The sequence below is a fragment of the Planktothricoides sp. SR001 genome (genome assembly GCF_001276715.1).
Lineage (GTDB): Bacteria > Cyanobacteriota > Cyanobacteriia > Cyanobacteriales > Laspinemataceae > Planktothricoides > Planktothricoides raciborskii.
In genome coordinates, this window is the sequence record NZ_LIUQ01000041.1 from 20,400 (window position 1) to 39,315 (window position 18,916).

Annotated in this window: 14 protein-coding genes; 4 read left to right on the plus strand and 10 right to left on the minus strand. The window is 43.2% G+C overall.

What is annotated here, in order from left to right; genetic code table 11:
* Positions 1-70: 70 nt before the first annotated feature.
* Positions 71-1,309, plus strand: coding sequence for a DUF3747 domain-containing protein (locus tag AM228_RS20630; RefSeq protein ID WP_054468779.1), 1,239 nt, complete (start codon positions 71-73; stop codon positions 1,307-1,309).
* 124 nt (positions 1,310-1,433) lie between these two features.
* Here AM228_RS20630 and AM228_RS20635 read toward each other — a convergent pair whose 3' ends face one another.
* From AM228_RS20635 to AM228_RS20640, 3 genes are all read right to left on the minus strand, one after another.
* Positions 1,434-1,718: a DUF2470 domain-containing protein gene (locus tag AM228_RS20635; RefSeq protein ID WP_054468781.1), complete on the minus strand. Its 285-nt coding sequence runs from the start codon at positions 1,716-1,718 to the stop codon at positions 1,434-1,436.
* Between the two features lie 189 nt (positions 1,719-1,907).
* Positions 1,908-2,033 carry a hypothetical protein gene (locus AM228_RS36305; protein ID WP_255353235.1) on the minus strand — a complete coding sequence of 42 codons (126 nt, stop codon included), beginning with the start codon at positions 2,031-2,033 and terminating at the stop codon, positions 1,908-1,910.
* A 205-nt stretch (positions 2,034-2,238) separates the two neighbouring features.
* Positions 2,239-2,637 (minus strand): MAPEG family protein, encoded by a 399-nt coding sequence (locus AM228_RS20640; protein ID WP_054468783.1) that lies wholly within the window; start codon positions 2,635-2,637, stop codon positions 2,239-2,241.
* Between the two features lie 178 nt (positions 2,638-2,815).
* Between AM228_RS20640 and AM228_RS20645 the strand changes: the two genes are divergently transcribed.
* Positions 2,816-3,928, plus strand: coding sequence for a glycosyl transferase (locus tag AM228_RS20645; RefSeq protein WP_054468785.1), 1,113 nt, complete (start codon positions 2,816-2,818; stop codon positions 3,926-3,928).
* Between the two features lie 117 nt (positions 3,929-4,045).
* Positions 4,046-7,489, plus strand: coding sequence for an ATP-binding protein (locus AM228_RS20650; protein ID WP_054468787.1), 3,444 nt, complete (start codon positions 4,046-4,048; stop codon positions 7,487-7,489).
* Positions 7,490-7,641: 152 nt separating this feature from the next.
* Here AM228_RS20650 and AM228_RS20655 read toward each other — a convergent pair whose 3' ends face one another.
* The 3 genes from AM228_RS20655 to AM228_RS20665 form a co-directional block, all read right to left on the minus strand.
* Positions 7,642-8,607: a nucleoside hydrolase gene (locus AM228_RS20655; protein ID WP_054468790.1), complete on the minus strand. Its 966-nt coding sequence runs from the start codon at positions 8,605-8,607 to the stop codon at positions 7,642-7,644.
* A gap of 117 nt (positions 8,608-8,724) precedes the next feature.
* Positions 8,725-10,008, minus strand: coding sequence for a response regulator (locus tag AM228_RS20660; RefSeq protein WP_054468791.1), 1,284 nt, complete (start codon positions 10,006-10,008; stop codon positions 8,725-8,727).
* A 120-nt stretch (positions 10,009-10,128) separates the two neighbouring features.
* Complete coding sequence (locus AM228_RS20665) at positions 10,129-12,339, minus strand: ATP-binding protein (protein ID WP_231636886.1); 2,211 nt, start codon at positions 12,337-12,339, stop codon at positions 10,129-10,131.
* Between the two features lie 614 nt (positions 12,340-12,953).
* On the opposite strand from AM228_RS20665, the gene AM228_RS20675 reads away from it, so the two are divergent.
* The gene (locus tag AM228_RS20675) at positions 12,954-13,556 is read left to right on the plus strand and encodes a superoxide dismutase (protein ID WP_054468796.1); all 603 of its coding nucleotides are present in this window, start codon (positions 12,954-12,956) and stop codon (positions 13,554-13,556) included.
* Between the two features lie 83 nt (positions 13,557-13,639).
* On the opposite strand, the gene phaC is transcribed toward AM228_RS20675, so the two are convergent.
* The 4 genes from phaC to AM228_RS20695 form a co-directional block, all read right to left on the minus strand.
* Positions 13,640-14,752 (minus strand): class III poly(R)-hydroxyalkanoic acid synthase subunit PhaC, encoded by a 1,113-nt coding sequence (gene phaC, locus AM228_RS20680; RefSeq protein WP_054468798.1) that lies wholly within the window; start codon positions 14,750-14,752, stop codon positions 13,640-13,642.
* 199 nt (positions 14,753-14,951) lie between these two features.
* Positions 14,952-15,923 (minus strand): class III poly(R)-hydroxyalkanoic acid synthase subunit PhaE, encoded by a 972-nt coding sequence (gene phaE / locus AM228_RS20685; protein WP_054468800.1) that lies wholly within the window; start codon positions 15,921-15,923, stop codon positions 14,952-14,954.
* A 316-nt stretch (positions 15,924-16,239) separates the two neighbouring features.
* A complete protein-coding gene (locus tag AM228_RS20690; protein WP_054468802.1) occupies positions 16,240-16,989 on the minus strand; it encodes an SDR family oxidoreductase in 750 nt (249 codons plus the stop codon).
* 252 nt (positions 16,990-17,241) lie between these two features.
* Positions 17,242-18,432 carry a thiolase family protein gene (locus AM228_RS20695; RefSeq protein WP_054468804.1) on the minus strand — a complete coding sequence of 397 codons (1,191 nt, stop codon included), beginning with the start codon at positions 18,430-18,432 and terminating at the stop codon, positions 17,242-17,244.
* Positions 18,433-18,916: the final 484 nt, after the last annotated feature.

The following is an 18,916-nucleotide window of genomic DNA, read 5'->3' on the forward strand; positions in this document are numbered from 1 at the left end:
TGTGGACGGTGGACCCAACCTACACGATTAATACACGATTACACTGAGTTCATTTACTTAAAACAAGACCATGAAAATTAAGAGTGGCATTACTGGCATTACTAAAGTCGCTACCGCAACCTTTTTAACCCTGGCGGTAGCGCTTCCGGGCTTCGCCCAATCGATTTTTGGCAAAAAAGAAGTCGATCAAAATAGCTTCATTGCCGTAGCCCAGCCTCGTGCTGATGGGAACTACAACCTAGTGATTATCGAACAGCAGTCAACCGCCAAAAGCTGCTGGAGCGAAAGCGGATCTAGCCCAGTCACCGTCAACTTACTGCTGCTCACCTTTGACTTTACGGGCATTTGCGGACGCAGTTTAGACAGTAACGGCTACTCAATTAGAATGGCTGATGAAGACCTGGGAATTAATTACAGCTTAAGAGCAGTACGACGAGGCAGTGAGGTTTATTTACTAGGGATGTCCCGTCTTGCCAGCCAACCAGAAGTGGTGATTGGCAGAACCTTCGGCCTTTCCAGTCAGGCAATGAAAATTTTTCTGAATTCCGGTTGGCGTTTTACCAAAAGAACTTACGAAAACACCACCCTCGGTCATGTCTATGTCACCAACGACCAAACCCTAGCGGCTGTGGCTGGTAGCACCCCGACCCCGACTCCGACTCCGACCCCGACTCCGACCCCGACTCCGACCCCGACTCCGACTCCGACCCCCGGATTTGCTGATATTACTGGGGATATTTATGCCCAAGAAATTACCCAGGCGATCGGTGAAGGGTTTATCTCTGGCTTTCCAGACAATACCTTCAAGCCACGAGAAACCCTGACTCGCGAACAAGTGGTTTCAATGGTGGTCGAAGCTTTACAAAAGATTCCCGGAACCAATATCTCAGTTCCCACTCAAGCCACGGTCAGACCTTATCCAGATGTGGTGTCTACCCGTTGGAGTGCGGCAAAAATTCAATTTGCTCGCGATAACAATATTATTACCGGCTATCCCGACGGGACATTTCAGCCCGGTCAACCTGTGACCCGTGCTGAACTGATGGCAATTTTGCGACGGGCCGCCGAGTTCGCCAAGTCTCGCAAAGGGGCTACGGTTGCCTTAACTTCTACCCGAACCGCCACCAGATTTGCCGATACGTCGGGGCATTGGGCGTCCACTCTGATTGGTCAAATGTCTTCTTATTGTGAAGTGGCTTCACCGTTGAATGAAACCGGCAGTTCATTTTTCCCGAATAGTTCCGCCCAACGCAACTATGCGGCTGCGGCAACTTTACGCATGATGAATTGTGTGAAAACCGGGAATTAATTGATTTGTTGGTTGTTGGTTGTTGGTTGTTAGTTGTTGGTTGGTGGTTGTTAGTTGGTTGTTAGTTGTTCGTAAAAGGCCAACAGTAAAAACAAACAACAATCAACCAACAACCAAGAACCAACTATTTTGCCTGTTGACGCGCTTGTCTAATCATAGCAATTAAGGTTTGATGCGCGTCTTCCGAGTCTTGGAGGACATGATCGAATTTAATTTGAATTGGCACAGTTTCTCCGTTGACTTCAGCCACTAAGTCCATGCTTTCCGGTACAATAGAATTCATGGTGGCTGCGGTGGCGGCGGGTAAGTTGCCAAAGGCTTGAGCGTAGATTAAAACTGCATCAGCATGGTCTTCGTTCATGTGTTTGCATATGCGATCGCTCACGGTTTTGGTAATCGGATCGGCCATACTTTACTTTCCTTACATTACTGGCAGAGATTGACTTTTTGATTCTATCAAGATTCGGGACGGAAATTACTGGCAAATTTTATAGCAATTGTCAGAGTTATGAAGGACAAAAAAAACTGTCATTCCCGCGCAGGCGGGAATCCACAAAACCTCTGTAATTAGAACAATAACCCCTAGAAAAAACAACTTTTAGGAAAATTTCCCAATCAGCGCATTCAACAACTGCCAAGAAGAATAGCCAATAAAACTTACCAGAAAAATAAACAGACTGATACTTAAAAGCGATCGCAATTTTGACAAAAAATATTGGTTCATGTGTTTTATCATTCGTAATTTGATATTATGTGTTATTGGTTATTTATTATTGGTTAGCCAGTAACTACCAAAGATAAATTAATCATTACCAATCAATAATTACCAATTTTTCCTGACCAACAACAAATAACCAAAGAATCCCTACCCAACAACCAGCAACAAACAACAAACAACAAACAACAAACAACAAACAACAAACAACTAATTATTGAAAACTGGACACCGCAGTCATCACCGTTCCGAACAAAGACCCGCCCAGCAACGCCATTGTAGCCAGGGAAGCCATGCCGAAACCCACAAAGCGTTTTTCCGGGGCTTGATAATAACCCCAAGCATACAAAATTCGGCCAAGAATCCAAACTGCCCCAACGGATGCGGCCCAAATCTCGTTAATAAACAGAGAAAATATCCACAAAGCGGGTAAAAATATAATCAATTGTTCCAGGGTATTTTGCTGTACTCTGACTACGCACTCAAACTCTGGATTTCCAGACATAGCCGGTGGTTTTACCCCATACTTGGCTCTGGCTCTGCCCACATTGATTGTCACCACAAAGTACATTAATAAAGCCAGAACCGTGACTAAACTAGGCCAAGGATACATAAAATTTCTCCAAAAAATCAGTTACTTCATTGGCATAACTAGCCAATTATTAGCTAGTTTATTTTACCATAAATTCAGCGTAAAAATGTCCCAAATAATCTAAAAATTAGATTATTTTTTAGATTATTTTTGTTTAAATGCTATAATTATAGCAGTAAAATTATAATTTTTCAAGTCAATGTCACAGTCTAGACCCGTTTTATCAATTTTTGTCACGAATCATGGTTTTGGTCATGCGGTGCGAGCGGCATCGGTGGCCGCCGCAATTCAAAAGTTGAATCCAGAAATTGTGCTGATTATGGTCACAACGTCGCCCCGTTGGTTACTGGAAAATTATATTCCTGGGGATTTTATTGTGCGTCCTCGTGGGTTTGATGTGGGGGTGATTCAAAGTGATAGTGTGAACATGGATTTAGCAGCGACGTTGCAGAAGTTAAAAGAAATTCGCCAAAAACAAAATTATTTAATTGCTTCAGAAATTGATTTTCTGCGACTGAATCGGGTGGGGTTAATTTTGGCAGATATTCCCCCTTTAGTGGCGCCTTTGGCTAAAGCCGCAGGAATTCCCTGTTGGATGATGGGCAATTTTGGCTGGGATTTTATTTATCGTCCTTGGGGTGGTGAATTTGTGGCAATGGCTGATTGGATTGGCGAATGTTTTAGTCAGTGCGATCGCCTATTTCGTTTACCGCTGCATGAACCGATGAGTGCTTTTCCCCAAATCACAGAAGTGGGATTGACTGGGGGCGATCCGCGCTACTCTGCTGCCGAAATTCGGGAAAAATTTGCCTTGACAGCCCCCAAAGAAAAGACAATTTTACTGACCTTTGGCGGATTGGGCTTACAGGGGATTCCTTATGAAAATTTAAGCCAGTTTTCCGAGTGGCAATTTATCACCTTTGACCCCCAAGCCCCAGATTTAGCTAATTTGGTGAAAGTGAGCGGTAATCAATATCGCCCGGTGGATTTGATGCCCGTTTGTGGGCGGGTTATTTCTAAGCCCGGATATAGTACCTTTGCGGAAGCTTTACGCTTAGAAGTGCCTCTAGTTTCTTTGTTGCGAGAAGGTTTTGCCGAGTCACCATTACTGATTTCGGGTATCAAAAACTACGGTTTGCATCAAATTATTACCCCCGCAGAGTTTTTTGAGAGTGAGTGGGAATTTTTGCGTCAAGACCCCGAACCACCGAAAACATCTAATGTGCTGGCTAAAGATGGATCGCAGGCGATCGCCCAAGCAGTTGTGGACTATTTCCAGAAAGGTGAAGCCAAAAACCCTGAATTGACCTAGGCATTTACTGCCTATTTTTTAGTCTACTTTTATTTAATTGCAGAAAATGGGTATAATCTTTTATAGATTATAATTAAAAAATCTCGGTAAACTTCCGTAAATTTCAAGGTTGCATCTATGACTTTTTTAATGGGTCGCCAGCGCCAACTATTTTTGAGCATTTGTGCTTTTTTCGCCAGTGTACTCCTGGTATTATGCTGGGGAGGAATGGGCGATCGCCTCTGGGCAAACCCCAGTAATCAACCCCAGGCTGTACCCTTAACCGACGGATGGAAGTATCGTTGGGGTGACTCTCCCTTGAATGATGCGGGGGTGCCCATTTGGACGCTGAAAAATGGCAATACTTCTCCCCAAGAGTGGCAGTCATTTAAACTGAAGGAAAAAATTTCTAAACCGCCGAATGTGGAAACCGTCTGGGTGCAGGTTCCTTTGCCCGACAATGTTTGGCGGTATGCCAGTATTTATCTGCGAGGATTGCCTTATGAAGCGGATATTTATTTAGGGTCGAAATTACTGGCTAAAGACTTTATCCCCATGTCAGCCTTACGAGAATTTAAGTTTGATATATATCAATATCAACTGCCGATTTTATTGCTGAATTATTTAAAAAATAAAATTTTATTTTTTAGGCTAAATGTTGCTAACACTGAATCCATAATCATCGCTAATTATGATGAAATTTTAATCGGAAATCCATCACAGCTTTTAGAAGATTTGCTATGGAAAGATATTGATAATTTAGTTTTAGGTTTTTTTCTACTTGCTGTGGGTATTTTTGCGCTTTTTATTCTGGCTAAAAATAAAAATCACCAAGAATATTTACCGTTTGGTTTTGCAGCGATCGCGATCGCCTTGCAACTGCTTGTTTATACAGAAACCATTTATTTACTAATAAAATTGCCGATATTATTATATAATATTCGCAGCCTTAGCTTATACGCTATTCCGGTATTTTTCTATAATTTCTACAAACATATTTTTGGTTCAGGGTACAAAAAAGTCATTACTAAACTATGGCAAATTCACGCTGGATTTGCCGTTATTGCCTTCGGGCTAGAAGTATTGAACTTAGTGGACGGATTCCTGCTGAAAAAAGTCTTTTATGTTTTGGCTTTAGTCGGATTGTCGATTTTGATCATTCATGTGATTAACTCCTCGGTAAAAGGCGATCGCGACTGCCGACTATTTAACGTCGGATTTACAATTTTATTGCTTTGTGCCGTTCACGATATTTTCCGGGATGCAGAAGGGTTGTATATCATCAACTATACCTTATACCCCTGGGGAATGTTTATTTTTATTGGCTGCTTGGGATTGATTTTAGAATCGCGATTTTCTCAAGCAAATTTTCAACTAAAAACTTATTCCAAACAATTAGAATCCCAGAATTTAGAATTACAAAAACTAGATCGGTTAAAAGATGAATTTTTAGCCAATACTTCCCACGAACTGCGTACCCCCCTGAATGGGATTATTGGTCTGGCTGAATCCATGATTGATGGCGCCACAGGTGCCCTAACAGATATTCAGGCATCGAACTTATCCATGATTGCCTCTAGTGGCCGTAGACTCTCGCAATTAGTCAATGATCTGCTGGACTTTTCTGAACTCAAACATCGGCAACTTAAACTGCAAATTAAACCTGTAGGTATCCGAGGAATTACCGATTTAATTTTGCAGATATGTCAACCACTGATTCAAACAAAATCGCTGAAACTGATTAATCAGATTAGTCGGGATCTGCCACCGATTGAGGCGGATGAAAATCGCTTACAACAGATTCTCTATAATTTAATCGGCAACGCCATTAAGTTTACGGAAAGTGGGGTGGTAGAAGTTTCGGCAAAAATTATCCCAGAAACCAGTGAATCATCTAGCGAATCATCTCCGGGAAATCCTCAACTGGCTATTACGGTTTCTGATACAGGAATTGGCATTGCTGAAGATAAGTTAAGCATAATTTTTCAAGAGTTTGAACAAGCCGATGGATCTACTGCCCGAAAATATGGCGGCACCGGGTTAGGGTTAGCGGTGACAAAGCAACTCGTAGAACTCCACGGCGGTCAAATTTGGGTAGAATCTACGGTTGGAGTGGGTTCGCGCTTTACGTTTACCTTGCCCATCAGTCAAGCAGAAGCAACCACAACCGGAAAAGATGTTCCTCTATTTCGGGAAAAATTAGAAACCATCTCTAAAAGTTTACCTTGGGTGGAACGGCTGGTAGACCATTCAGGGCAATCCAATTTAATGGACTCTAATTTATTAGATCGGGTGGTGGATTTAGAACAGTTTCCCGAAGCAGCTTTTCAAAATCAGCATTTCCAGATTTTAATTGTCGATGATGAACCCGTGAATTTACAGGTGTTAGTGAATCAACTCTCGGTGCAAAATTATAAGGTGGTGTGGGCTTCTAGTGGCACCGAAGCTTTAGATTTGATTGGACAAGGGTTTAAGCCTGATTTGGTTTTATTGGATGTGATGATGCCCGGAATGACCGGGTATGAGGTTTGTCAACAATTGCGGCAAAAATTTCCGGCTACGGAGTTGCCGGTGGTGATGTTAACCGCTAAAAATCAAGTGTCTGATTTGGTGATTGGCTTGGAATCTGGGGCGAATGATTATTTAACTAAGCCGATTTTCAAGAATGAACTCTTGGCCCGAATTAAAACCCATTTGCGCTTGGCAAAAATTAATATTGCTTATGGTCGGTTTGTACCTTATGAATTTTTGCAATTTCTAGAACGGGAAAGCATTATTGATGTGCAGTTGGGCGACCAAGTGCAGAAAGAGATGACAATTTTATTTTCTGATATTCGGGCATTTACTACGTTGTCAGAACACATGACTCCGAAGGAAAATTTTGATTTTATTAATGATTATTTGCAGCGAGTTGGGCCGGTGATTCGCGATCGCCACGGGTTTATTGATAAGTATATTGGCGATGCGGTGATGGCCCTGTTTCCCCAAACCGCTGATGATGCAGTACAAGCAGCGATCGCTATGCTGGAACAAGTGGCCAAATTTAATGGGGAAAAACAAGCGCAGGGTCAAGAAATGATCGCGATCGGTGTGGGCTTACATACGGGCACCCTGATGCTGGGAACCATTGGCGAATCACAACGGATGGAAAGTACCGTGATTTCTGATGCGGTTAACTTAGCCTCACGGTTGGAAAGTTTAACTAAACTTTACGGCGCCTCGATTTTAATTAGCGAGCAAACTTGGAAAAATTTGCAGCGTCCGATTTTATATCAATGTCGATTTTTGGGGCAAGTGCAAGTGAAAGGCAAAAAACAGCCGGTGGGGGTGGTGGAAATTTTTGATGGCGATCGCCCGGAAATTAAACAGCTAAAAGAACAAACAAAAATTGACTTTGCCGAAGGGTTATCCTTGTATGAGCAAAAACAGTTTAAATCCGCGAAAAAAATCTTCCAAGATATCTTAACTATAAATCCAGCGGATCCAGCCGCTCAATTTTATATTAGCCAATGTGAGAAAATGTCTCAAATCAAGCATATTCCTAATGAATGGACTGGGGTGATTATTTTGGATGAGAAATAATTTTATTATTTGTTGATGGTTGATTGTTGATGGTTGATGGGTAGGGATTCTATGGTTGATTGGTCACTCTCGCCCGTACCCATCAACCGTCAACAAATAACGACCAACGAACAACAAATAACAAATAACAAATACCAAACAACAATCAACAATCAACAAATTAATTTTAAATCTTCCATCAAAATAGCCAAAAGGTTCACCGCGTCCACTTGAGAAGATACCCAAGCATTCACCGATTGCTTGGGGAGATGTCGGCGATCTAAAATAGTTTGTCCACGGGTGAAACTGCCTTGAGTTTCTATCTCAACTTTTGCCCGCTGAAAGTGCAAAGTTTCGGGATAAAATAAATAGGCGATCGTGGCCGCATCGTGGACTAAAAAACCCTCAATTCCCCCGGTTTCTCGATAACTTAAACAAGTAGTTGTCATAAATTGGCATAAAGCCCGCATAAACTGAGAAATTGCGGATTTTGGGTTTTTCTCGGTGATGGTTTCAACCATTAAATTAGTTAAAATTAACTGATGGGTGACATCCAGGGTGATCATCACAATATCATCCCGACTGCCTAAGACGGTTGCGGCAGCTTCTGGATCGTAGGCAACATTAAATTCAGCCTGGGAAGTGATATTTCCTCGGTGCTGAAATGCCCCGCCCATGATGACAATTTCTTTGGCTTTTTTTAAGATACCGGGGCTTTTGGTTTCTGCTGAAGCTAAGTTGCTTAAAGGCGCGATCGCTACTAGGGTAATTTCCCCCGGAAAATGGTTCAGCTTTTCTACGATAATCTCATCAGAATATCGGGCGGTATCAAACCGATGAATGCCATTGGGTAATGTCTGAGAAAGATTGCCCATACCATCCATTCCATGAATCGCCGCAGCATCTTCAATTTCCCCAGTCTTGACCGGAACTCCTCGGCCAATTTCTATTTGATTTAATCCACCTAAGTGGATAATTTTACTAGCAGCCCTAAAAGTATATTCAGCACTGACATTTCCCCCAGCGGTGGTGACAGCAACCAATTCCGCGATCCCTTGTTTGATTAAACTTTGTAACCAAAATAAGGCAAAAATATCGTCGCCCCCTGGGTCTGTATCGAGGATAATTTTTCTGTTCATGGTTTTTGTTTCTGGTCGTTTCTGGTTGATTATCTGGTTTCTTAATTTAGATGTGTCTCTACAAATTTTAGAACAAGCAGCAATAATTATTGATAATTAATGCTGGTTATCTATAATTTAAGTAAGTTGTTCGCGGCAGCGTTGAAGATAAAATTCGGCGATCGCATCTTGGGGATTTTCCTGTAAAACTTGCTCAAAAATGACCATACTTTGGGGAAAATCTTGTGCCAACCAAAATTTTATTGCGGCTTCAAATAAAGCTTTATTTTTTACTTTAAGTGCATCTACAATAACATGGTGATTGCCCAACAGTTCATAAATTTTCATGGAGTTAGTTTTGCCTCGGAGTACCAGACAATCGAGCGATCGCACATAGACAGTTTCCGCCAAACCAGACTGAAAAATCTGATTAATTACCGCCTCACTGACAATCACTTCACAGCTATAAATTTTGGTTAACTCTTCCAGTCGAGATGCGGTATTCACCGCATCGCCAATCACCGTTGAATCCATCCGCGAATTTGAGCCAATGGTGCCAATCACTGCTTTGCCTGTGTGAATTCCCATCCCGATTTTCAGGGGATGTTCTAGATTAAATTGGTGCCGGTTTAGATTAAAATTCTGTAAAGAATAGGCCATCGCTACGGCTGCATTAGTCCCATCAATTCCATGAAATACCGGACGGTCAAATACAGCCATAATTGCATCACCGAGATATTTATCAATAAATCCATAATTGGCAGCGATCGCCTCACTCATTTGAGAAAAAAAAGCATTCAACCATTCATAAGTTGCTAAAGCTTCCTGGGATTCAGCCAATGCCGTAAATCCGCGAATATCACAAAATAAAACTGTCAGTTCTTCTTCTAAGGCATTCCCCAACCGAATTGAATCCACCCCTTCAGGAGCAATCCGACAAAGAAATTGCTCCGGTACAAACAAACGAAACTTTTCGATTAATTCTGCATTCACCGACCAAGCCAAATCAAACTGAGGTTTAACTTTTTCTGCTTGCTGTTTTTCTCGGATGGCTTGTAACTGCAACAAGCTGGATATTTTGGCTAACAATAAATTTGAACTAATCGGCTTGGTGAAATAAGCATCTGCCAAACTTTCTAGCCCTTGAATTTGAGAAGCTTCATCATCTAACGCCGTGAGAAAAATAATCCGTGTACTTTGCAATTGAGGATTTTCTCGCAAACGGCGACATACTTCAAACCCATCCATATCAGGCATCATCACGTCCAATAAAATCAAATCTGGGACTTGAGTCCCAGATATTTCTAATGCTTCCATCCCGGAATTAGCGGAACAAGTGTGATAGCCTTCAGACCCTAATAACTCTTCGAGTAAGAGTAAATTTGTTGGGTCATCATCAACTAGCAAAATTAAAGGGGACATATTTTTATCAGTTATCGGTTATTGGTTATTTGTGAGCGGTGAGCCGAGGACAGACTTGCAAATATTCAACTTTTCTGGCTGGCGGACATCAGGACAAATAACCAATAAAGTGACTGGGATTTACGGTGAATTGCGATCGATAATCGATTCAATTGTTGATGATAATTCAGCCAGCTTAAACGGTTTGCTCAAATAAGTGGCTGCCCCCGCCGCCAAACAGCGCTCGCGATCGCCGGTCATTGCCAAAGCCGTCACTGCCACCACGGGGACTCGTTGCCACAGGGTATGAGCTTTGATTCGGCGGATCAGTTCCAACCCATCAACCTGTGGTAATTGAATATCCATCAAGACTAAATCGGGCAAAGATGCTTCGGTGATTAGCTCTGAATCAATGGTTTCCACCATTGTCTGTCCATCACAAATCAACTCAATTAAATATCCCAAGGATTCTAGGTACTCAGCCATCAAAATTTGATTAGACGGTTGATCTTCCACAATTAAAATGCGTTTACCCGTAAATCCAGAGAGGATCTGCTCATCACGCTCCGATAAATTTTGGCTCATTCCCACGGAAGAATCAGGAACATTGGTGACAACTTCTGTCACCGGCAACCAGACTCGGAAGGTACTGCCGACTCCGGTTTTAGACTGGAACGAAATTGTCCCCCCATGTAACTCAGCCAAACGTTTAGTCAAAACCAGCCCTAAACCCGTCCCTTCGTGACTGCGAGATAAAGACGAGTCCACTTGCTGAAATGGTCGAAACAAGAGATGCCAATTTTCTTGGGGAATGCCAATCCCAGAATCTTTGACTTCCAAGCAGAGGTAAGGAGTGCTGGAATTGATCGTGGAACAATCCGGTCGATAGTCTCCTTGAATGCGATCGCCGGATTTCAGCTTGCCAGTAAGCTTCACCTGACCGCCTTCTGGGGTGAACTTAATTGCATTAGAAAGTAAATTCACCAGAATTTGCCGGACTCGGCGTTCATCCAGTAAGACCTTAGAAAGGCGATAATCTAGCTCCAGAGATAAGGCTAACTTTTTTTTATCCGCTCGTGGCTGAATCATTTTCAGACAGCTACTACAGAGTTCGTGTATGGACACGGGCGCTAGATCCAGATCCACTTTACCCGCTTCAATTTTGGACAAATCCAAAATATCGTTAATCAGTCCCAGCAAATGCTGGCCACTTTTAGAAATCGCTTTCACATGATTCAACTGACGATTGGTTAAAGTGCCCCCTATCTGCCGTTGTAAAATATCCGAGAAGCCCAGAATGCTGTTCAGGGGAGTACGCAGTTCGTGAGACATAGCCGCTAGAAACTGAGATTTTAAAGCGGAGGCTCGCTCCAATTGTAGATTTTTCTGACGTAAAATTTCCTGAGTTTGCGCCCGTTCGATCGCGGCTCCCAACAAGCGACAAGCCCCAAACAATAAATCTTGATTCGGCGCTTCCTGGAGTTTTTGCACCGTGCGAGATTCCAAAGTCAGCACGCCGATAATTTCTCCCGTGGTGGCGGGAATCGGAAAAATCCCCAGTTGCCCAATCCCAGGGTGGCGCAAGTTGGCTACAGCCTTGGGATGTTGGGCATAATTTTCCACAAACACAGGTTTACCAGTGTCTACCACATCCCACAGCAACCCTTGACCATAAGGAATTCCCTGATTGAGTAGATCCTGCATCTCCCCCACCACCGCGTCCCCGTAGGTGGCAATAAATTGGCTAGAAATTTTATTGGTCAAGACCCCAGCATAGCGATTTTGGGCATCACCGCTAATCACTTTCACATCCCCAAAGGCGGCATTCATGGCTTTGACCAAATAGGTCAGGGCAAACTGGCCAATTTCCATTAAATCCCCACCCGCTTGTAAGCGTTGGGTCAGACCGAGTAAAAATCTGAGTCGCTTGACTTCGGCTTGCAGGCTTTCTTGAGAGCGGTGGTATTTGGTTAAATCCCGAAAAACCAGAAGATATCCGCGATCGTTCGTCACGGTGATATCCGCTTGTAAGTTCATCTGTGGGAATGTCAACAGACAACTGGTGGTTTTTTGCGGTTCCGTTTGGGCGATCGCCTCTTGGAGTTGGGTTTGGTGTTCTCGACGCCAATAACCCATCTCGATTAAATGAGTGGTAATTTCAGCGAAACGGGGTTGGCAGTTCAACCATTCTGGCTCTAAGCCCCACAGGTTCTGTAATGGTTGGTTATATAAAATTAGCTGACCTGCCGGATTAAACCAGGCGATCGCATTATCCACCTGATTCAAAATCAGTTCTTGCTCTTCGGTTAACCGAACCAGTTGGTTGCTCATGTTTTCTCGTGAGTTGTTCATTAAAATCAGTATTTTTTAAGCGTTATCTTTTAAGGGTTTACATCACGGATCCAATGAATCATCCCCTTGATGCCAATGAATCATCCGTTCCCTGGGCGGCCAAAATTATGAACAACACCCACTTAAATCTTGGCAAAATTTACAAAAAAACAGACCACTGTCTGATGGATCGTTTTCTTTATTTAAAGTTACAAAACTTAATATTGTCAACAACAAATAGGTATTTTAAGTATTGGCTCGTGGCAGTGATTTAGCTCACGAATTATCTAAAATTTTGTTAAAGTTTTTTATTGATCGCATAAACCTAGTTTCTGGTTCACATCTGTGGATTTGAGGGAGTCCAGGCAAAAAACCTCCCAGGGATCCCGTATTTTCCTGTGATATGTCGATGTTGTGCCGATGTTGTGTCGATGGCCGATGTTGTGCCGATGTTGTGCCAGCCAGGGTTCGGATATTTCGCTTTCTCAGCGTCACCCTTCTGTAATAAGATCCTAAGTGTACTTTTGTGACGCTCAGATCAGAGATTTTTAATCTACTAAAAGCCGATACTGAGCCGGTCAATGCTGCATCCAAGCAGCCTGAACCTCACAGCACTTAGGAGAGAACAGAACACGATGGCTTTTGAACTACCGACCCTACCCTACGCCCAAAACGCCTTAGAACCTTATATCTCAGCCAATACCCTCAGCTTCCATCATGGCAAGCACCACAATGCTTATGTGAACAACCTGAATAACCTGATCAAGGATACCGACCTGGCTGATAAGTCCCTAGAGGAAATTGTCAAAGCCACCGCCAACGATCCCGCCAAAGCTGGAGTATTCAACAATGCCGCCCAAGTGTGGAACCACAGCTTCTACTGGAACTGCATGAAGCCCGGTGGTGGTGGGACTCCTACCGGCGCCTTGGCCGATAAAATTAATGCGGACTTTGGCAGCTTTGAGCAGTTCAAAGCCGAACTGAGTAATGCCGCTGCTACTCAATTTGGTAGTGGTTGGGCTTGGTTAGTGCTGGACAATGGCACCCTGAAAGTGGTGAAAACTCTGAATGCAGAAAACCCCGTCACCAAAGGTCAAACTCCTCTGCTGACGATTGATGTGTGGGAACACGCCTATTATCTCGACTACCAAAACCTCCGTCCCAAATACATTGAAACTTTCTTCAATTCTTTAGTGAATTGGGACTTTGTGGCGGAAAACTTGGCTGCTGCTCTCTAACGGTTCCTGATACAGAAAAATAAAGAAACCGGGTTTTTTTGGCAAAAACCCGGTTTCTTTATCCCAGAGATAACTCTAAATAACTAACTGAAAACCGTGTCTAAGCGGCGGGCTTTCAGCCAATCAGCAATAATTGGCGGTAAATCGTGTTGAACTTTGCCACTGACATACATCCCAATATGTCCTACGGGAAAAGACTTGGCGGTATAATCTTCGCTGCCGATATATTTTTCTAGGGCAATGGAAGATTCTGGGGGCACTAAGTGATCTTTTTCCGCATAGATGTTTAATACTGGCATTCTAATGTTGCCCAAGTCTACCGGGCGATCGCCGATTTTGAGTTCGCCTTTAATCAGCTTATTCTGTTGGTAGAAATCTTTCATAAATTGGCGATAAGCTTCCCCCGCTTGATCGGGACTATCGAAAATCCACTTTTCCATCCGCATAAAGTTGAGCAGCTTATTTTTATCGGCCATTACTTTAGGAAAGTCGAGATATTTATCAATAGCCAACTGCCAGGGTTTCAGCATCAAGAATTCTAAATTCAGGAATTCTCCGGGCATATTTCCTAACGCTTTCACCAATAAGTCTATATCGAGTGCATCAGCACCTATTGTCGCTCCGCCCCAAAGATTTAGCAATCCGTCGCCAACATGAAAATCAATTGGTGTCACCGTGGTGACGAGATTTTTGACTTTATTGGGATGCATGGCACTGTAACAGACGCTAAATGTTCCCCCTTGGCAAACTCCTAAGAGGTTAATTTTGTCTAATTTGTGGCGATCGCGCAGCACATCCACACAATTATCAATGTAACCATTAATATAGTCATCCAAGGTTAGCCAGCGATCGGCGCGAGTCGGATATCCCCAATCAATCAGATAAATATCCAGCCCCAATTTCAGTAAATTTTGCACCAATGATCGACCCTCTTGTAAATCCACCATATAGGGACGGTTCACCAGGGCATAAACCAACAGAACGGGAATTTCAAAAGGCTTTTCTACCAGGGGCTTAAAATGATAAAGGATCAGTTTATCTTCCCGATAAACTTCTTCTTTTTCCGAAACCCCAATCTGAATATCTTCTTCTCGGAGGCTCTTTAAATTTTCCAGCCCTGCCAACAGGTTACTGGTCATTTCCGTATATTCGTGCATAGCATCTTCTAAACGAAGTTGCGTCAAGAATGGTAGCATAGTTTTTCCGTCTTATTAGACAAAAATCAACAATATTTTTTTAATTGTTGTTGGTTGATTGTTAATTGTTGATTCTTGATTTTTGATTTTTGATTGTTGATTGTTGATTTTTGATTGTTATTAATTTTTTTTCTATCAACCAACAATCAACCAACAACCAACAACAACCAACAACCAACAAACAACCAACAACCAACCATTAACTCAGTTGTTTCTTGAGAGCTTTGATTTCTTTTTTCAGTTCATAAATGCTCTGATGAATTTCATCAACTTCGCTCCGAATTGGCGCATTCAGCATTTTCATATTAAGTTCCATTAACTCTTGCTGATAAACTCGGTAAGCATTGAGAGCGTTGATAAAATTACCCCGCAGTTTCAGGTTATCTTCTGACTTAAAGGCTTCGGCAAATACATCGTCAGCTACTTGACTCCAAAGCCCTTGGAAGTCTCGCCAATTTTCGACTTTTTGCCCTTTTTCGGCTAAAGCCACTAATTTTTTCATCAAGGCATCAAAAGAGCGAATCTGAACATCACTAATGACTACTTGATAATCCAAATTGGCTTTATAAAGTTTTGTCCAAGCATCAAAGCCATCCATCAGCTTTGCACTCAGTTCTCGGTTTTGGCCCAAACCAGGAGCCTTGACAAAACCGCCCAAACTGCGCTGATATAAATCCCAGTAAAGGTTATTTAATTCCAGCAAACCGCTGGTATCCCCTAAGCCCACTTTGCTCCAAGGTTCTAAGGATAAGCCTAAAGGAGTGCCCCAAAGTTGGCTGAAAGTTTGCATTTCTTTCATGTAAAGTTGCCATAACTGAGCCGTATCTTGGCTAGTTTTCATGGCAGACATGGGGAAATTGCCAAATTGTTGGCGCAGTTGCTCATTGTAACTATTAAGAATAGATTGCCAGTCACCGCCAGATTCAACTTTGGGTAACATATCTTTCCAAGCGCTGGCGGACAGTTCGAGAAATCGCACGAATAAATCGCGATTGCTGATAAAGCGTTCGGTGGCGGTTTTGACTTCTGGTTTGGCGGCAGATACTTGTTCCGGGGTGGGGACAGCAGCCATTAAGTCAAACCAGCTTTTCCACATTTGGGTTCCCATTTCGGTCCATGTGTTAGCCATTTTTGCGGCCATGTCTGTCCATTGAGCAGTTTCTTTATCCATTGTTTTTTTCCTCAATTTGTTATTGGTTGTTTGTTATTAGTTATTGGTTAGTTATTAGTTATTGGTTGAGATAATCACGAATAACCAATAACCAATAAGTAGGTGAACATAATTAATTGCACTTTTCGTTCCCCGCCGATAGGCTGTGGATTCCCGCCTGTAGGAAGGAGAGAGAATAGAGAATAGAGAATAGAGAATAGAGAATTTTCCTATGCATCCTCTTTCCTATGCATCCTCTTTCCTATGCATCCTCTTTCCTCTCATGGGGTCTGTGGTGCATTTATTTCTGCCCACCTACTTAACTAATAACAATTTATTAAGTGTGATGAGCGCCGTTGACTCGGAGCACTTGACCGCTGACGTAGCTGCTGGCGACTGGCGAGAGTAAGAATGCTACCGCCCAGGCGATTTCTTCTGGTTCGCCGAAACGACCGAAGGGAATTTCAGCGGTAATTTTTTCTTTTACTTTGTCGGGAATTTTGGCGGTCATTTCGGTGTTGATGAATCCAGGGGCGATCGCATTGGCGCGGATTTGGAAGCGAGCTCCTTCAAAGGCCAAAGATTTCATCATGCCAATCACTGCGGCTTTGGTGGCGGAGTAGTTGGTTTGACCAAAGTTGCCCCGATCTCCGGAAATGGAACTAATGGCAACGACGGAACCGCCGTCTTTCGGGCCTTCTTTTTTCGGGTCGTTGCGATCGCGCATTTTAATAAAGAAAGGCTGGATGGTATTTTTCACCCCTTTGAGGTTGACATCGATTACTTTATCCCAATCATCTTCGGTCAGTTTATGAAATAAGTTATCGCGGGTAATCCCTGCATTCGCCACCACCCCATACACTGGGCCGAGTTCCGCTTCAATTTTTTCCGCAGCGGCTTCCATGTCCGCTAATTTAGTCACATCGGCTTTCATTGCCAGTCCGCCTTCCGGGGCTTCCCCATCGATCACGTCCAGGCAAGCCACTTTAGCCCCTAAGTCGGTGAGTATTTTGGCGATCGTGGCCCCAATTCCTCTGGCACCACCTGTCACGACGACGACTTTACCTTCTAATCCGAGAGACAACATAATTTTTGCTCCTTTTTTATTTTGTTATTGGTTATTGGTTATTTGTTGTTTGTTGTTTGTTGATGGTTGTTTGTTGATGGTTGTTTGTTGTTGGTTGTTTGTTGTTGCCCCCCTTTGAAGGGGGGGGTTGGGGGGGTTATTTGTTGTTTGTTGTTGGTTCATCCCCGATTGGCGGATTCAGGGGGAATCTTCCTTAACTAACCAATAACCAATAACTAATAACCAACAACTAATAACCAACAACTGATAACCTTAAACCAATTCCACAGCGATCGCGGTTCCGCCGCCGGTGCCATGACAGATAGCTGCAAGGCCGAGTTGTCCGCCTTCTTGTTGCAGGGCATTCACCAGAGTGACAATGATCCGGGCACCGGATGCGCCAATGGGGTGTCCGATCGCGATCGCGCCACCATAGATATTTTGTTTGTCGCGGGAAACGTTGAGATCCTTCTCAAGCAGCAGACTATTCAGGGCAAAGGCTTCATTATTTTCAATCAAGTCAAAATCCGCGATCGACTTGCCCAACTTATCCAATAATTTCTTAATCGCATAAACCGGATATTCCGGGAAACGCCAAGTTTCACCCCCAGCGATACTGCTGCCGAGGATCTTGGCAATGGGTTTCAGACCATATTGATCCACCGCCGCTTGAGACGCCACCACTAAAGCCGCTGCCCCATCAGAAATTTGACTACTATTTCCAGCGGTCAAAACTCCCTCTTTATCAAAAGCGGGACGGAGTTTGGCCAGACTTTCTGCCGTAGTACCGGGGCGAATGCCTTCATCCGCTGCAATAATTTCCGGGCCTTTTTTACCCTTAATCTCAACTGGGGCAATTTCCTGATTAAATTTGCCGCTGTTGGTCGCTGCTTCAGCCCGTTGTTGAGACAAGGCAGCAATTTCATCTAAGTCTTGACGAGTGACACCGCGATCCACACAGAGGCGATCGACCTGATTGCCCATGCCTTCCTGGGCTGTAGAATCATAGAGGCCGTCATTCAGTAACAAGTCTGTTAGCTGTTCCGGTGCGCCCAATAAGAACTTATATCCCCAGCGAGCCCGGTGAGAGAGGAAAAACCCGGTTTGTGACATTGATTCCATCCCCCCGGCTAACACCAGGTTCGCTTCTCCAGCGCGAATGGCGGTTACAGCGTTCATTACACTCAGCATCCCCGAAGAGCAGACCATATTCACCGCATACCCATCAACGCTCTTAGGAATTCCCGCCTTAAATGCGGCTTGACGGGGTAATAATTGTCCATGTCCCGCCTGTAGGACATTACCAAAGATATACAAATCTAAATTTTCCGCTGCCACTCCCCCTGCTGCTAATGCGGCTTTCATCGCGTGGGCGCCTAGTTCAGCCGGGGAAAAACCGGATAGACCGCCTCCGAAGCGACCGATCGGGGTTCGTTTTGCGGCAACAATATAGGCTTCGTTCATAAATCCTCGCTATTTTTTAGACTGCTACGTTTCCTCGGCCTGTTCCGGGAATAGATGATGATTAAATTGAGATTCCCTGTACTGGTTGATTTTCCTTAACTTTTTGGCGGTTTTTTTCGGTTTTTTCCTGTTTGACTTCAGTAATTTTCTCGGTTCTACTTTGGAGAAACTATTTCGCCCGCAAAACGATCAAATTAGACGAATTATCCTGGGTTACACTATATTTTTACTGGGTTTTAAGCCAGAAATACATTGATTAAACCCAGATAGGTTTTCACTCACTTGAGGAGATTCAACAAATTTTACGGTCTAAGTTTAACAAACTTATCAACAAAAATGTTAAACTTTTATTTTTTTTTAATCTCTTCTCGGAAACGCAGATTTTTCAAGGGATTTTCGTGAATTAATGGTTTTCCATCTTACCATGATTATTTTTCAATTATTATAACTTAAATATTAACTTTTGTTACAAAAATTAATTATT

Bases quoted from the DNA above. Each gene is read 5' to 3' on its own strand.
- AM228_RS20630 (WP_054468779.1), top strand. From the start codon at position 71: ATGAAAATTAAGAGTGGCATTACTGGCATTACTAAAGTCGCTACCGCA.
- phaC (WP_054468798.1), bottom strand. From the start codon at position 14,752: ATGCTACCATTCTTGACGCAACTTCGTTTAGAAGATGCTATGCACGAA.
- AM228_RS20650 (WP_054468787.1), top strand. From the start codon at position 4,046: ATGACTTTTTTAATGGGTCGCCAGCGCCAACTATTTTTGAGCATTTGT.
- AM228_RS36305 (WP_255353235.1), bottom strand. From the start codon at position 2,033: ATGAACCAATATTTTTTGTCAAAATTGCGATCGCTTTTAAGTATCAGT.
- AM228_RS20635 (WP_054468781.1), bottom strand. From the start codon at position 1,718: ATGGCCGATCCGATTACCAAAACCGTGAGCGATCGCATATGCAAACAC.
- AM228_RS20665 (WP_231636886.1), bottom strand. From the start codon at position 12,339: ATGAACAACTCACGAGAAAACATGAGCAACCAACTGGTTCGGTTAACC.
- AM228_RS20645 (WP_054468785.1), top strand. From the start codon at position 2,816: ATGTCACAGTCTAGACCCGTTTTATCAATTTTTGTCACGAATCATGGT.
- AM228_RS20690 (WP_054468802.1), bottom strand. From the start codon at position 16,989: ATGTTGTCTCTCGGATTAGAAGGTAAAGTCGTCGTCGTGACAGGTGGT.
- AM228_RS20695 (WP_054468804.1), bottom strand. From the start codon at position 18,432: ATGAACGAAGCCTATATTGTTGCCGCAAAACGAACCCCGATCGGTCGC.
- AM228_RS20675 (WP_054468796.1), top strand. From the start codon at position 12,954: ATGGCTTTTGAACTACCGACCCTACCCTACGCCCAAAACGCCTTAGAA.
- phaE (WP_054468800.1), bottom strand. From the start codon at position 15,923: ATGGATAAAGAAACTGCTCAATGGACAGACATGGCCGCAAAAATGGCT.
- AM228_RS20660 (WP_054468791.1), bottom strand. From the start codon at position 10,008: ATGTCCCCTTTAATTTTGCTAGTTGATGATGACCCAACAAATTTACTC.
- AM228_RS20640 (WP_054468783.1), bottom strand. From the start codon at position 2,637: ATGTATCCTTGGCCTAGTTTAGTCACGGTTCTGGCTTTATTAATGTAC.
- AM228_RS20655 (WP_054468790.1), bottom strand. From the start codon at position 8,607: ATGAACAGAAAAATTATCCTCGATACAGACCCAGGGGGCGACGATATT.